Consider the following 13,991-nt stretch of genomic DNA (forward strand, 5'->3'; position numbering starts at 1 on the left):
TCCCAAAATGGAGGAGAATAATGTGGTTAAACAACCCAAATTTATTAATTATTTGTCCTATGGGTTAGGTGATTTCTTAGGGGCAGGCGCGTTTGCCTTGACAGCAGCATGGTTGCTTTTCTTCTTAACAACTTTTTGTGGCCTTACTGCCATTCAAGCAGGTTCTATTTTCGCTATTGCTCGGATTGTTGATGCGATTGCAGCGCCAACGATGGGATATATTACAGATAATTTTCATAAAACAAAACTTGGCCGACGCTTTGGAAGACGAAAATTCTTTATATTAGCCGCCATTCCACTTGTACTTGTCTATACAGCAATTTGGGTTTCCGGTTTTTCTTACTGGTATTACTTATTAACCTATATTTTGTTTGAAATTGTGTACTCCATGATTTTAATTCCTTATGATACACTTGCCGCTGAAATGAGTAACGATTATAAAATACGTTCGAAGTTTACAGGTGCAAGAATGTTTGTTGCTCAGGCTTCAGCTGTATTTGCTGCATTTATTCCTGGCCGGCTTGTGGAAGCATTGGGTAAGGACGATCCTCTTACATTCCTGTACTCAGGTATTATTTTCACTGTCATATTTATAGTGGTATTGTCACTGCTTTACAGAAATACATGGGAACGTCCTCTCGAAGAAATACCTGAAGAAAAAGTGATTGAAAATAGAACTTTTTTACAAAATGTGCATAAGATCTATGCGGATTTATTCTCGACTTTACGAGTAAAAACATTCCGCCACCATCTGGGTATGTATTTGGGTGGATATTTAAGTCAGGATGTATTCAACGCCGTATTTACTTATTTTGTTGTGTTTGCTCTCATGCAAAATGCCGTTGCCGCATCCAACTTATTGACCTTTATGTATGTCATGCAGCTTTTTGGCGTATGGATTGCTCTTACCTTAACGATTAAATTGAATCCTGCCCCGGCGTATAGAACTGCCATTTCTCTCTTTATCGCAGGAGTTATTGGATTTATCGTATTAAAGGTCACTGGAACGCTAAATAACACGGTTTTATTGTTTGCTATGATTGGAATTTGCGGGTTGGGACGCGGTGGTTTGAACTACATCCCCTGGAACAACTACGCATTTATTCCAGATGTAGATGAAGCTTTAACGGGTCAAAGACGTGAAGGTGTGTTCGCCGGTGTAATGAGTTTGATCAGAAAAGGGACACAGGCGTTAGCGGTCTTTTTAGTAGGGGTTGCATTGCAAGAGGCAGGCTTTGTATCCGGGCAAGCAGCACAACCGGCTTCAGCAGTAACAGCTATCATTTCGATCTTGCTGTTTGGTACGCTCGTCTTTTTGGTGGGAGGTTTGATTATCTCCTATCGTTACAAATTATCGAAAGAAAATCATGTCGTTTTGATGGATGAAATTAAACGCTTGAAAAATGGCGGCTCTAAAAAAGAGGTTACACCGGAAGCACGACAAGTTTTTGAACAGTTAACAGGTTGGGAATATGAAAAAACATGGGGCAATAACACTGTGGGATATGAAAATCTTATAAAATATAAAGATAATCATGACACCAAACATGAAGCAATCGTATAAGTGTGAACTGGAGGACAGGTATGAATGCAAATTTAGGAATTCGGGCACATGATATTGAAAACGTTTCTTTACAAGAAGCAGTGAATATCATATCAAGTAAAGGATTGACATCCGTTCAGTTAGCCGTAAGTAAATCGCTACATGATGTAAATACAAAATTAGGAAGCTTTAGCCCCGGCATTGCTCACTATATAAGTCGTATTTTTCGGAAAAAAGATGTGCAAATAGCGGTTTTAGGCTGCTACATCAACATGATCCACCCTGACCTAAGTCAAAGAAGAAAAGAATTGGATCGATTCAAGGAGCATATCCGGTTTGCCCGTGGTTTTGGCTGCAGCATTGTTGGAACCGAGACGGGAAATGTAAACCCGGAGATTGTCTATACCGAAGAAAATTTTACTGAAAAGCCTTTTTGGGAGGTAGTGGAAAGCGTCAGAGAGCTTGTAGCGGAAGCAGAAAAGTTCGGTGTAATCGTGGGAATTGAGGGAGGAATGAATCATCCTATTCATACACCGGAGCGGATGAGAAGATTGCTGGATAGTGTTCCGTCTAATAATCTTCAGGTCATCTTTGACCCGGCTAACTTTATTTCCCTGAATAATTATCAAAACCAGGAAGCTGTTTTCCAAGAAGCATTTGATCTTTTTGGAGACAGAATCGTGATTATGCATGCAAAGGATTTAATGATTGAGGATAATGCAATAAAGTTTGTGCCTGCTGGAAAAGGGATATTAAACTATCATTTTCTACTGAAATTATTAAAAGATAAGAAACCTTATCTAAATATTTTATTAGAAGAAGCAAAGGAACAGGATATCGACAAGAGCATTGCTTTTATAAATGGGTGCCTCTGAGAGTCCATCCTTTAGAAAAAACGGCAGAGATGCCGTTTTTTTGTTATGTCTTCATGTTGTTGATGCTTGCAGTACCCATGATGAGGATCATGCCTACCAGCTTCTGAGCTATAAAGATAGCATGAAGCAGGTTTGATCATTTATAGTATAGATATTGTTTTTATACTAAATCATTAGCTTTTTTGCTTAATAAGATACAGAGGAACGAAAAACGAGAAACGTTTCTCACTTTTATGATGATGGGGGTTTGGGTTGTGAACAACGTTGTTTCGGAGTGGGCAGAGTCCCACTTTCCTTTATATACTGCTGACAGCATTTATTCGCTGTACTGCACCTCGAATTTTCCGATGTACACTATTCATGAGAATGTAACCGTATTGATTGCAATTGCCAGCGGCAAGGGCACTCTTCAGGTCGATGATCAAACTTACGAACTTGTAGAAGGTAGCGTCATGCTACTCCCGGCGCATAGCCATGCCGTTTTAATTACGAATCTTTTGCAACCCCTTCATGCTTATAAGCTTTCAATCCGTACACGAGAGCAGGGGACTCCTCTTCCCGAAAGTGCAATGATACGTAAAAGCGAAGTGGTCTCCAATCCCAATATTCAGTTCTTTCCCTGTGAACCTGTAATAGTGACCCATGTGGAGGAACTGTATATCCATCGTTTTCCGGCTAGTGAAGCCCGCCATGTGCAGAACCAAATTATATTTCACCAAATCATTCTCCAATTGTTGGAGCGGATGGAAGCCAAGTATGCTGCTGATGAGCAGCCGTCCATGGAACGTAGCATTGCTTATTTGGAAAACCACTATAGCGAAAAAATAACGCGTGAGCAGTTAGCTGCGATTGCAGGCGTAAGCCGATCTCACTATTCTATCCAGTTTAAGCAGCTCACCGGCTTTTCTCCCAACGAATACTTGTCACGGCTGCGTGTTCACCGAGCCAAGGAGCTATTAATTAGCGGATCAGGCACGCTCCGGGAAATTGCCCTTAAGGTAGGGTACAAGGATGAATTTTATCTGAGCCGTCGTTTTAAGCAGCATACGGGAGCATCCCCTTCAAGCTACAACCGCAGACCATTTCAACGTGTGGCCGTATTGCTTACACCTTACGCCAGCCATCTCTTGTTGCTTGGTTTGGAGCCCGCTGTCACTATTTCGGAGAGCAGCGAATATGTGAAAACGAATGGTCTGGAGCCGCCGCAAACGATGATGTTTATCAATACGAACTGTTCTGCTGAACAGGTGAACTCGGTATTGCTTGATGCCAACATCGAGTTGATCATTGCGGCCAAACAGCATTTGCACGAATATGGGCTGAATCCTGAGCATTTGCGAGTTATAGCGCCTATCGTGGAAATTTCATGGATGGAACTGGGATGGAAGGAGCATCTGCGTCGTATCGCTCATGCTATTCAGAGGAGCGAGCAGGCGGAGCGGTGGTTGGCCGCTTTTGAAGAAGAGGAACGGGTAGCCCGTTCACTGGTGCAGCAAAGCACAATTGTTAATGAAATCATAACGATTGTGGTGATGAAGCCGGAGGGGCTGTTCGTTTATGGAGCGCGGAATGTCGGATATGTAATCTATCAATCTCTAGGCCTAAAGCCCCCTGAATTGATCGGGCAGGAGATAAAGAGGCTGGGAGATCAATTTCATTCCGTTTCGATTGAGATATCAGAACTCGCAGATTATGCGGGGTCCCGATTATTAGTGATCATGTTTCCAGATGAAAAAGGTTCCACCGCACATACGGAAATGATATTCAGGTCTCCTTATTGGAGCAGGCTTCCCGCCGTACAGAGGAACTGTGTTCATCTGCTGGACCGGGATGAATGGGTGCCTTACAACCCGGTTTCTATTCGCTTGCAACTTCAACGCGCGGTAGATTTATTTACAAGTAACCAATAGTACAAGTGATTTTCCAAACAAAAAGCCATGGTTGGGTATATATTTGACCCATATAATAGTTTATACCAATGAGAATGAATTTCATAATCAATCAAAGGATGCCAATAGCATCCTTTGCACGATACGATTATTCATTGAAACCTAGCGTTTGGAAAGGGAGAGAGTCATCTTATGAAAAAGCTTTTTATTCCGCTGGTACTTGTTCTTGTAGTTGTATTAAGTGCATGTGGTGGAAATCAAGCGAACAATGCCGATAATGGCAAAAATTCGTCCCCCGCGTCTTCTTCGGAGGCGAAATCCTCCACATTTACCTACCAATCCGAGAATGGCCCTGTAGAGGTTCCGACCCATCCGCAGCGCGTCGTTGTGCTTACCCGATTTTTAACAGGTAATGTGATGGCGCTTGGTGTACCGCTGGTCGGCGTGGACGAAATGTCCAAGAGCAACCCGAATTTTGCTGAGGAGCTGAAAGGTGCAGAGGCGGTTACAGATGAAAGTCTGGAGAAGATCATTGAGTTGAATCCGGATCTTATTATCGGGCTTTCCGATATTAAAAATGTCGATAAATTTAAGCAAATCGCTCCTACTGTCACTTATACATATGGCAAGGTGGATTTCTTAACCCAGCAACGTGAAATCGGCAAATTGTTGAATAAAGAAAAAGACGCACAAGCCTGGATCGATGATTTTACAGCCCGGGCCCAAAAAGCCGGAAAAGAGATCAAGGCGAAGATCGGAGCCAATGCAACGGTTTCGGTCATCGAGACGTTCAATAAGCAGCTTTATGTATATGGTGATAACTTTGGCCGCGGCACCGAAATTCTCTATCAGGAGTTCGGACTTCCTATGCCGAAAAAAGTGAAGGAAGCGACACAGAAAGAAGGTTATTTTGCTCTATCGACAGAGGTGATGAAAGATTACCTGGGTGATTACGTCATTTTCAGTAAAAACGCGGATGAGGACAATTCGTTCCAGAACACCGAAACGTACAAAAATATTCCCGCAGTTAAGAATCAACGCGTCTTTGAGGCTAACGCAAAAGTGTTCTACTTTAACGATCCGCTCAGCATGGAGTACCAGCTGAAATTTTTCATTCAACACTTTCTTGGTCAGTAGGATGTGAAGGAACTGGTTATTTCAACAGTTCCTTCACATATTTCATTAAAGAAAAGATGAGAGTCCATGAAGAATAAACAACGTGCTTTTCCTTTTTCGTATAAGCTCCTTGGCAGTGCGTTGGCGCTCGTCTTGTGTTTCGTCATTTCAATGATATTCGGTGCAGCAGAAACGACACTGCACGATTTATGGCTTGCACTGGCCTCCAGTGCCAAGGATGATAAAATTCTCATCCTGCGCGAGATTCGACTGCCCCGCGAGCTGGCGGCTATTTTGGTTGGCGCCGCGTTTGCCGTGTCTGGGGCCATCATGCAGGGGGTCACTCGCAATCCACTGGCCGACCCGGGTTTGCTGGGTCTGACTTCAGGTGCTAATATGGCGCTCGCGCTGGCTTTTGTATTCATCCCGGGGATAAACTACTTTGGTATCATGGTTGCTTGCTTTCTTGGCTCTGCACTGGGAGCGGGTTTGGTCATCTTACTGGGCTCGATGCGCCAAGGCAATTTGTCCCCGATCCGAATCGTGCTGGCGGGAGCGGCTGTTTCTGCGTTTCTGCATGCCGTCTCGGATGGTGTCAGCATCGCTTTCAAAATTTCCAAGGACGTATCCATGTGGACTGCTGGAGGCCTGATTGGAACAACGTGGGGACAATTACAAGCCATTGCGCCGGTGATCCTTCTGGGAATTGCGGTAGCTCTGATGCTTTCCAACCAACTGAGTATTCTCAGCTTGAGCGATGAGGTAGCAACTGGATTGGGGCAAAATCTGGTGTGGATCAAAGGCATTCTGTTCGTCCTTGTCATTGTGATTACGGGTGCATCGGTCGCGCTCGTCGGAAACATGGCATTCGTAGGGCTGATGATCCCTCATATCGTCCGCAAAATGGTTGGTATTGACTATCGGCATATCCTGCCTTTTTCGGCTTTTGCGGGAGCTACATTTATGCTGCTTGCAGATACACTGGGCCGCACGATTAATGCACCTTACGAGACGCCGGTGGCAGCCATTGTGGCCATGCTGGGCCTGCCCTTCTTTCTGCTCGTCGTGCGTAGAGGAGGTAAAGCTCTATTATGATTCTGTCCGCGCTTGTTCGAAAACAGCGTCTGATTCTGTTGGTCAGTTTAGGGCTAATTGTTCTTACCGCTATAGCCAGCATGGCTTGGGGATACTCGTCTTTGTCGCTTGGTAGACTGATTCCTGTTTTGTTCGGTCAAGGTACGTTCAAGGAAGAATTTGTCCTGTTCTCTGTCCGACTGCCACGGATTTTTATTACATTGCTGTCAGGCATGGCGCTTGCGTTGTCAGGCTCCATTCTGCAAAGTATCACCCGCAATGATTTGGCCGACCCGGGCATCATTGGCATTAATTCTGGCGCTGGCGTAGCCATTGCGTGCTTCTTTCTGTACTTCCCGATCGATGTTGGATCGTTCGTTTATGTTTTGCCGCTAGTGGCCTTTATCGGCGCATTGGTAACAGCAGCTTTGATCTATGTCTTCTCGTATAGCCGAACGAGCGGGCTTGATCCCATCCGAATGGTACTGGTCGGGGTCGGTTTCTCCCTCGCGTTGTCGGGGATTATGATCGTCATTATCTCTTCGGCAGAACGCTCAAAGGTCGATTTTATCGCAAAATGGATTGCGGGCAGTATTTGGGGGACGGACTGGCCATTCATTTGGGCTCTACTTCCCTGGTTGATCTTGCTGATCCCGTTTACCCTGTACAAGTCTCAACGTCTTAATTTACTTGCTTTGAGCGAAGCGTCGGCGATTGGTGCTGGTGTGCAAATTGAACGAGAACGCCTCGTTCTCATTCTGACCGCAGTCGCCGCGGCTGCATCGGCGGTATCCGTCACGGGCGGTATTGCGTTTATCGGGTTGATGGCTCCGCACATTGCCAAGGCACTGGTCGGCCCGCGTAATCAGTTGTTCATTCCCGTCGCCGTTCTACTCGGCGGGTGGCTGCTGTTAATGGCCGATACAATTGGTCGCAATCTCGTCGATCCCGACGGTATTCCCGCGGGCATCATGGTATCGTTAATTGGTGTGCCTTATTTCGCCTATTTGCTGCTTAGGAAGTAGCTCTGATGTGTAGCCGAGCAGGGGCCTCTATATCATTTTCAAATGCAAACCACAGCTTTAAATGTCGGGTGCCTAACAGCCTGATCTGATACTCATTGTCCTGATGAGTGAGGTTATGATGTCCTTTTAGTACCTTGTGAATAAACTGTTCGAGCAGCTTCAAGTTAGCTATTTCATCCTGTACCCTCTGCAATGAATTCTCTAAAAGCTGGTTGTAATCATCGGCAGCGTAAGAAGTCAGGCATTCTTCAATCTGTCCGACAGGGATATTTAATTTACGTAGCAATAAAATATGCGAGAGCCGATAAATTTCATGAAGTCCGTACATTCGATATTGATTTTTTTCTGTGTATGACGGATACAGGATCCCCTTTTCTTCAAAATATCGCAGTTGATGTACAGATACATTCATAAGCTGTGAAAGCTGGCTAATCGTAATGTGTTCTTTCAATGACAGGACTCCTTACTGTGTAGTTGAATAACTCCACTGTAAACCTTAGGTCAGACCTAAGGTTTACAGCAAATTGAGAACAGCAAAAGTTACTGGTGAACTAACATAAATGATTTACCTGTTCGTGATAACCCGGTATAATCATAGGACTTGGATAAGGAGCATAACAAGATGCTTAGGATGAAGGTTAGAATGGGGAAATCATATTGAAGACGTTTAAGAAAGTATATATTGAAATTACAAGCATCTGTAATCTCGCGTGCAGCTTTTGCCCTCAGACACAGCGTGTCAAAAAATTTATTGATCCGGAAGCCTTTCGGAATGTGCTTGATCAGGTCAAGTCGCATACAGATTACATTTATCTGCATGTAAAAGGAGAGCCGCTGCTCCATCCGAAAATTGATCTTTTGCTGGAGAGTGCTCATGAGAAGGGCTTAAAGGTCAATATTACTACCAATGGTACTTTGTTGCCCAAGACCGGACATAAGCTGCTTGGGCAACCGGCACTACGTCAGATGAACTTTTCTCTTCACAGCTTTGACGGACATGAAGGCTCCGTGGACCGAGAAGGATATTTGGGCAATATTTTCACGTTTGTTAGAGAAGCTGTGAAGCATAATGTCATTATTTCGTTCCGTCTCTGGAACCTGACTCAAGATAATTTGACTAATGTGCAACGTCAACGCAACCGGGAGACACTTGAGCGACTGGAGCAAGAGTTTGGGCTGGACTACCGGATTGAGGAAAAGGTTATACCGGGCAGTGGGGTCAAAATCGCACCCAACGTTTATTTGAATCAGGATCACGAATTTGAATGGCCAAGCCTCAGTGCCCCGGAGGATGACGGAAAAGGCTTTTGCCATGCACTTCGCAGCCAGGCTGCGGTATTGGTGGATGGAACGGTGGTCCCATGCTGTCTTGATGGTGAAGGCGTTATTAATTTAGGTAACGTGCATGAGCAATCTTTTTCCGACATTGTTGAAGGAGAACGCGCAAATCGCTTGTACTTCGGGTTCTCCAAGAGAGAAGCGGTGGAAGAGCTGTGCCGCAAATGCGGGTACCGTAAACGATTTGGAACATAACAGATATTTGGCGGGTGGAGACTTCGAATCTCTGACCAATCGCTATCCCTGTTGTGAGGTCAGAACCATAGGAAAAAGCCGCTTAATACCAAGGATTGATTGGTGATTAGTGGCTTTTTTTGCACACGTAAAATAGGCTCACATTCAACGATGGCTATTCATAAAAAAAGCAATTGTTCAGGCATTAACCAGCGCTTTGGCGTGTTGTTTGCCTGCGGAGAGAAGGCTGTCGCTCAGTTCAGGCTCATTAACTGAACGTGCAAGCACAAGAGTACCGACCATGCTGCTGAACAATGCGCTACCTTTGGACAGATCCATCCCCGCCAAATTGGAGATAAACGTAATCATTCGTTCCAGCTCCTGCGTGAATATCTGCCGGATTTCTTCGGAAGAACGGGCTATTTCTACCGAAAGGGCAGGAATAATACAGCCCATTTCGGTTCGATCACGGTGATGGGCGCTTAAATAGTAGTCTATGACAACATTAATGTTGAGATCGTGCTTTTCTTGGTCAACGGCCTTCTGAAGAAGTGTGAGGGTATCACTGACGGCATAGCGACAGGCTTCGGCGACTAGCTGTTCTTTGTTGTCAAAGTGTGAATAGAACCCGCCGTGAGTTAATCCGGCTCCTTTCATAATAAAGGGCACACTTACATCGTGGATACCGTTGGCGCGAAAAGCCTGGGCAGCACTTTCAACGATTTTACTCCGTACTTTCATCTTATGGCCTTTTGGATAAGGCATTGTAATCACTCCACGACTTCATTATGCTAACTTCAAAATATTATAACCATCATAATAAAACGTGTCAATTTGTCTTCTTGCAACTAAACTTCGGTATGGCTGATTACGACTATTGACGTATTTAAAATATGATGATTATAATATATTATGATCATCATATTTAAATCCGGCTATTTTAACAGGAGGTATTAGGTTATGAGCAAGCTTGAATCTGTAGATACACTGGTCATTGGATCAGGTCCGGGAGGTTATGTGGCGGCATCGCGTTCTTCTCAGCTTGGAATGAAAACAGCGATTATCGAACGCAGTCAGCTAGGTGGAGTCTGTACGCATGTGGGATGCATTCCATCCAAAGCTTTGATTGCCGAAGCACACCGCTATGAGGTACTCAGGCAGTTAAATCAGGCAGATGCAGCAGCGTCATTCGTGAATGCTCAAGCTTTCAAACAGGGGATTGTAAATAAGCAGGCAGGCGGAGTCGGCTATTTAATGAAAACGGCAGGTGTGAGTATTCTGGAAGGGGAGGCAAGCTTGGTTGACGAGCATACAGCCATTATCAAGCAAAATGGAGCGGAACAAACCATTTCCTTTAAGTATGCCATATTGGCAACTGGTTCCCGTCCAATCGAGCTGAAAGCCTTTCCGTTCGGCGGACGTATTTTGTCCTCTACAGAGGCGCTCTCCCTTCCAGAGGCTCCGACCAGTCTAGTCGTGATAGGCGGTGGATATATCGGCGTCGAGCTTGGACAGATGTATGCCAAATTTGGAACAAAGGTAACGATTCTGGAGGGAGGGGGGCGGATACTACCAGGATTTGAAGCGGATCTTGTGGCCCCTGTTGTCAAACAGTTGAAAACAGATGGTGTAAACATCGTAACTGGGGCGACAGCCGAAAACGTCGTGCAGAATGCGGATACCATTACGCTGCATTATTCAAAAGATCAGGAACAGCATCATGTTACCGCAGAGTTTGTATTAGTTACTGTAGGCAGAAAACCCAACACAGATGGCAGGTTAGGACTGGAGCACATTGGCTTGCCAGTGACGAGCAGAGGGCTGATCGAGACAGACGAGCAGTGTAGAACGGCTATTCCGCATATTTTTGCCATTGGAGATATTACGGAGGGTCCAGCACTTGCCCATAAGGCTTCCTATGAAGCGAAGATTGCGGCAGAGGCGATTGCAGGTCAAGCTGCTAAAGTGGATTATAAAGCCATGCCTTTGGTTGTCTTTTCTGAACCGGAGCTGGCTAGTGTTGGCCTAAGTGAAACAGAAGCCAAGGAAAAAGCCTTACCGATTGTCATTGGCAGAGCTTCTTTTACGATTAACGGCAGAGCATTGGCACTAAGGGCAGCAGAGGGGTATATCAAAATCGTAGCAAAGCAGGACTCGGGAATCGTACTGGGAGCGCAAATTGTGGGTGTCGAAGCGTCAACACTCATTTCGGAGCTTGCTCTAGCTATCGAGATGGGCGCAACCGTAGAAGACTTGGCTCTAACCATTCATCCCCATCCCACACTGGGAGAAGTAATTATGGAGGCTGCGGAGAACGCGGTCAGAAAAATGGATAGTACAAAGTAGAGGCTCCGTACGAAATCACTTCATTGCCTGTGAGAATAATTATCAACTATAATGGGTTATAGTTTGAATATGCTATAAAACGGGACTATTATGTCATATGTTGCCATAATAGTTCTTTTTTGTCTCCAGAAAAGTTGACCTGATTTATGCTCGGCAGCTACAGCATCTTCCGTAAATACTTTTCTACGTTGCATCGCATGTTTGAAAGGTGAGTAGTTTGTCAAAAATGGGTACTATATCCTATGTTTGTGACGAGAATAATCTCCAAAGGGGAGCTATAAATGGTTAAAAAAATTCAGCTGCCATTACAAACCTTAAGTCTGGTTGTTTCCTTTATGGCCTGGGTCTTGATCTCTTCCCTGATTTCTTACATAAGTCAGGATATTCTGCTGACGCCTGGACAAAGAGCGTGGTCCACCGCGATCCCGGTAATCTTGGGCTCTTTGCTGCGAATTCCGGCGGGGATTCTGACCAACCGCTTCGGGGCAAGGCTGATGAATACGGTCAGTTTCTTTATACTGCTCGCTCCTGTCTACTACTTGAGCCAGGCTAATACTTTTCTGGATTTGGCGATCGGGGGCTTCTTTCTTGGGATAGGCGGAGCTACGTTCTCGGTCGGGGTGACTTCACTGCCCAAATATTATCCCAAAGAAAAGCAGGGCACCATCAACGGGATATACGGGATCGGGAACCTGGGTACGGCCATCTCTACCTTTGGCGCACCATGGGTGGCTGATGCGATTGGCTGGTCAAGAGCCCTTCAGCTTTTTTTGATTCTGCTCGTCCTTTTTGCTCTGCTGAATCTGTTTTTGGGCGATAAGCACGAAGAACGAGTACGAGGCTCCTGGAAGGATCAGCTCAAGCAGGTTTATCGCAACGAAAAGCTGTGGTTTTTCAGCATTTTTTACTTCATCACCTTCGGTTCCTTCGTAGCTTTTACAATCTATCTTCCCGGTTTTCTGGCCAGCTATTTTGAATTAAGCAAGGTGGATGCCGGACTCAGGACGGCGGGTTTTATCGCCCTGGCTACTCTTCTCCGTCCAGTAGGCGGGATACTGTCGGACAAGTCTAACCCCTTTGTAGTTCTTATGTTTGTGTTTTCCGGGCTAACCCTGTCAGGAGTTTTGCTCTCTTTCGGATTGACCATGCCTCTTTTTACGTTGGGCTGTTTGATGGTCGCCGTGTGTGCTGGTATCGGGAATGGCGCGGTGTTCAAACTGGTCCCGCTTTACTTTTCCAAGCAGGGGGGCATCGCCAGCGGGATCGTCTCTGCTGCGGGCGGTCTGGGCGGTTTTTTTCCTCCACTGCTGCTTACCCTGTTGTTTGGGTGGACAGGCCACTATGCAATCGGCTTTATGGCCTTGTCCGAGGCTTCGCTGGCCAGCCTGATACTTGTTCTATGGGTATTTTTCAACAACAAGCTGGAGTTTGCGTCGGATATTATCAAGTCAACAGCCGATGCCGTGATGGTGACTGATGCCAAGGGCGTGATCCATACCGTAAACGCCGCCTTCACCGAGGTCACCGGCTATCCGAAAGAAGCGGTGATCGGCAAAACTCCCAATATACTCAGCTCCGGATTCCATGATCGCTCTTTCTATAATGCCTTTTGGGACACTTTGTTGACGACTGGAAAATGGCAGGGAGAGATCGTCAACCGCAAGGCAAGCGGGGAGGTTTTTCGGGAGTGGCTCTCCGTAACGGCAATTACGAACGAGCAGAATGTCACTCATTATGTGGCTATATTCAGCGACCTTTCGCAGGCTGACTCCGTAATCGGGGAAGGTGAAGGCGACAGGCTGGCGGAAAATCAATTCTTAAAAAAAGCAACAAGAAAGGAGGCGAGGGAGTAATGTCAGGACCCGCACTAAGACATGTGGACAGTCATTCGATGATTCATGAGGCGGCCTTAGGCGAAGCGAGAGAGCTTACCGAGCTATTGGACAGAAGTATAAAAAAAGGCGAATTGGACAAGGCGGAGGAAATCGCCTACATCACGGTGGAGCATTGGGAGGGGCGTACGCTTCAGCACGCGGCCAGCGAAGAGGAAGGATTATATGTGGAGGCTGTCGGCATCAAGCCGGAGTTGAAGAACGTCATTATTTCCCTGACTCGCGATCATCAATTAATGCGGGAAATTGTCGCTGAGATTAAGGAACTGCTGGCGCAAGGTAAGGTGGGAGGCGAGCTTCTTGCCCGTTTTCAAGCTTTGATTGTCGTTGATGAACTGCATAACCGGGATGAAATGAACATGCTGGAAAAAGAAGTGGAGGGACTGCTTCATGAAAAATGAGACCTATACACTGGCGGCGATGCTTCCCGACAAACCGCTTCAATCCGTGGAGCCGAGGCTGTATCGGCTACTGGTACAAGAGCTCGAGCGGCTCCACCTTCATCCTTATGATGTAAAGGCGGGTGGTCGGGCCGATGATCACGGTATCACCGTCTACCTCCGATTTGGCGAGGAATTGGGGCAGGTCACCAGCAGGAAATTCTCATGGGCATTGGTGGAAGGTGACGACGAGGAGGTCTTGACCTTTTTTAAACAGTCGGCGGAGAAGATTAAGAACTTGATGATTGCCGAATATTTTAAAATGATGAAATCCTGACA

13 protein-coding genes are annotated in these 13,991 nt (G+C 45.8%); 11 read left to right on the forward strand and 2 right to left on the reverse strand.

Annotation, left to right across the window (positions count from 1 at the left end; genetic code table 11):
- Nucleotides 1–22 precede the first annotated feature (22 nt).
- The 6 genes from HPL003_RS16040 (at nucleotide 23) to HPL003_RS16065 (ending at nucleotide 7,522) form a co-directional block, all read left to right on the forward strand.
- Entirely contained in the window at nucleotides 23–1,564 is a 1,542-nt protein-coding gene (locus tag HPL003_RS16040) for an MFS transporter (RefSeq protein WP_014280737.1), read from the forward strand.
- Between the two features lie 20 nt (nucleotides 1,565–1,584).
- Nucleotides 1,585–2,418, forward strand: a complete 834-nt coding sequence (locus HPL003_RS16045; protein WP_014280738.1) for a sugar phosphate isomerase/epimerase family protein — start codon at nucleotides 1,585–1,587, stop codon at nucleotides 2,416–2,418.
- Nucleotides 2,419–2,672: 254 nt separating this feature from the next.
- On the forward strand, nucleotides 2,673–4,328 hold the full coding sequence (locus HPL003_RS16050) for a helix-turn-helix domain-containing protein (RefSeq protein ID WP_014280740.1): 1,656 nt from the start codon (nucleotides 2,673–2,675) through the stop codon (nucleotides 4,326–4,328).
- 171 nt (nucleotides 4,329–4,499) lie between these two features.
- Complete coding sequence (locus tag HPL003_RS16055) at nucleotides 4,500–5,444, forward strand: iron-hydroxamate ABC transporter substrate-binding protein (RefSeq protein WP_014280741.1); 945 nt, start codon at nucleotides 4,500–4,502, stop codon at nucleotides 5,442–5,444.
- Between the two features lie 66 nt (nucleotides 5,445–5,510).
- Nucleotides 5,511–6,518, forward strand: a complete 1,008-nt coding sequence (locus HPL003_RS16060; RefSeq protein ID WP_014280742.1) for a FecCD family ABC transporter permease — start codon at nucleotides 5,511–5,513, stop codon at nucleotides 6,516–6,518.
- Nucleotides 6,515–7,522 carry a FecCD family ABC transporter permease gene (locus HPL003_RS16065; RefSeq protein WP_014280743.1) on the forward strand — a complete coding sequence of 336 codons (1,008 nt, stop codon included), beginning with the start codon at nucleotides 6,515–6,517 and terminating at the stop codon, nucleotides 7,520–7,522. The genes HPL003_RS16060 and HPL003_RS16065 overlap by 4 nt, the downstream gene beginning before the upstream one ends.
- Here HPL003_RS16065 and HPL003_RS16070 read toward each other — a convergent pair.
- Nucleotides 7,512–7,973, reverse strand: a complete 462-nt coding sequence (locus HPL003_RS16070; RefSeq protein ID WP_014280744.1) for a MerR family transcriptional regulator — start codon at nucleotides 7,971–7,973, stop codon at nucleotides 7,512–7,514. The two genes, HPL003_RS16065 and HPL003_RS16070, sit on opposite strands and share 11 nt — an antisense overlap.
- Nucleotides 7,974–8,176: 203 nt before the next feature.
- Here HPL003_RS16070 and HPL003_RS16075 point away from each other — a divergent pair, with 203 nt between their 5' ends.
- The gene (locus HPL003_RS16075; RefSeq protein ID WP_043922413.1) at nucleotides 8,177–9,055 is read left to right on the forward strand and encodes a radical SAM/SPASM domain-containing protein; all 879 of its coding nucleotides are present in this window, start codon (nucleotides 8,177–8,179) and stop codon (nucleotides 9,053–9,055) included.
- A gap of 177 nt (nucleotides 9,056–9,232) precedes the next feature.
- On the opposite strand, the gene HPL003_RS16080 is transcribed toward HPL003_RS16075, so the two are convergent.
- The gene (locus HPL003_RS16080) at nucleotides 9,233–9,799 is read right to left on the reverse strand and encodes a TetR/AcrR family transcriptional regulator (protein ID WP_014280746.1); all 567 of its coding nucleotides are present in this window, start codon (nucleotides 9,797–9,799) and stop codon (nucleotides 9,233–9,235) included.
- 195 nt (nucleotides 9,800–9,994) lie between these two features.
- Between HPL003_RS16080 and lpdA the strand changes: the two genes are divergently transcribed.
- The 4 genes from lpdA to HPL003_RS16100 all read left to right on the forward strand — a co-directional run bounded on the left by lpdA (nucleotide 9,995) and on the right by HPL003_RS16100 (nucleotide 13,989).
- Nucleotides 9,995–11,380 (forward strand): dihydrolipoyl dehydrogenase, encoded by a 1,386-nt coding sequence (lpdA, locus tag HPL003_RS16085; RefSeq protein WP_014280747.1) that lies wholly within the window; start codon nucleotides 9,995–9,997, stop codon nucleotides 11,378–11,380.
- Nucleotides 11,381–11,661: 281 nt separating this feature from the next.
- A complete protein-coding gene (locus tag HPL003_RS16090) occupies nucleotides 11,662–13,233 on the forward strand; it encodes a nitrate/nitrite transporter (protein WP_014280748.1) in 1,572 nt (523 codons plus the stop codon).
- The gene (locus HPL003_RS16095; RefSeq protein ID WP_014280749.1) at nucleotides 13,233–13,673 is read left to right on the forward strand and encodes a hemerythrin domain-containing protein; all 441 of its coding nucleotides are present in this window, start codon (nucleotides 13,233–13,235) and stop codon (nucleotides 13,671–13,673) included. Before HPL003_RS16090 ends, HPL003_RS16095 begins: the two co-directional genes overlap by 1 nt.
- The gene (locus HPL003_RS16100) at nucleotides 13,663–13,989 is read left to right on the forward strand and encodes a hypothetical protein (RefSeq protein ID WP_014280750.1); all 327 of its coding nucleotides are present in this window, start codon (nucleotides 13,663–13,665) and stop codon (nucleotides 13,987–13,989) included. Before HPL003_RS16095 ends, HPL003_RS16100 begins: the two co-directional genes overlap by 11 nt.
- The last annotated feature ends 2 nt before the right edge of the window (nucleotides 13,990–13,991 follow it).

The sequence above is a fragment of the Paenibacillus terrae HPL-003 genome (assembly GCF_000235585.1).
GTDB classification, from domain to species: domain Bacteria; phylum Bacillota; class Bacilli; order Paenibacillales; family Paenibacillaceae; genus Paenibacillus; species Paenibacillus terrae_B.

What these genes read in the sequence shown, in the direction of transcription:
- HPL003_RS16045 (WP_014280738.1), top strand. Translation starts at nt 1,585, where the DNA reads ATGAATGCAAATTTAGGAATTCGGGCACATGATATTGAAAACGTTTCT.
- HPL003_RS16055 (WP_014280741.1), top strand. Translation starts at nt 4,500, where the DNA reads ATGAAAAAGCTTTTTATTCCGCTGGTACTTGTTCTTGTAGTTGTATTA.
- HPL003_RS16060 (WP_014280742.1), top strand. Translation starts at nt 5,511, where the DNA reads ATGAAGAATAAACAACGTGCTTTTCCTTTTTCGTATAAGCTCCTTGGC.
- HPL003_RS16065 (WP_014280743.1), top strand. Translation starts at nt 6,515, where the DNA reads ATGATTCTGTCCGCGCTTGTTCGAAAACAGCGTCTGATTCTGTTGGTC.
- HPL003_RS16080 (WP_014280746.1), bottom strand. Translation starts at nt 9,799, where the DNA reads ATGCCTTATCCAAAAGGCCATAAGATGAAAGTACGGAGTAAAATCGTT.
- lpdA (WP_014280747.1), top strand. Translation starts at nt 9,995, where the DNA reads ATGAGCAAGCTTGAATCTGTAGATACACTGGTCATTGGATCAGGTCCG.
- HPL003_RS16090 (WP_014280748.1), top strand. Translation starts at nt 11,662, where the DNA reads ATGGTTAAAAAAATTCAGCTGCCATTACAAACCTTAAGTCTGGTTGTT.
- HPL003_RS16095 (WP_014280749.1), top strand. Translation starts at nt 13,233, where the DNA reads ATGTCAGGACCCGCACTAAGACATGTGGACAGTCATTCGATGATTCAT.
- HPL003_RS16100 (WP_014280750.1), top strand. Translation starts at nt 13,663, where the DNA reads ATGAAAAATGAGACCTATACACTGGCGGCGATGCTTCCCGACAAACCG.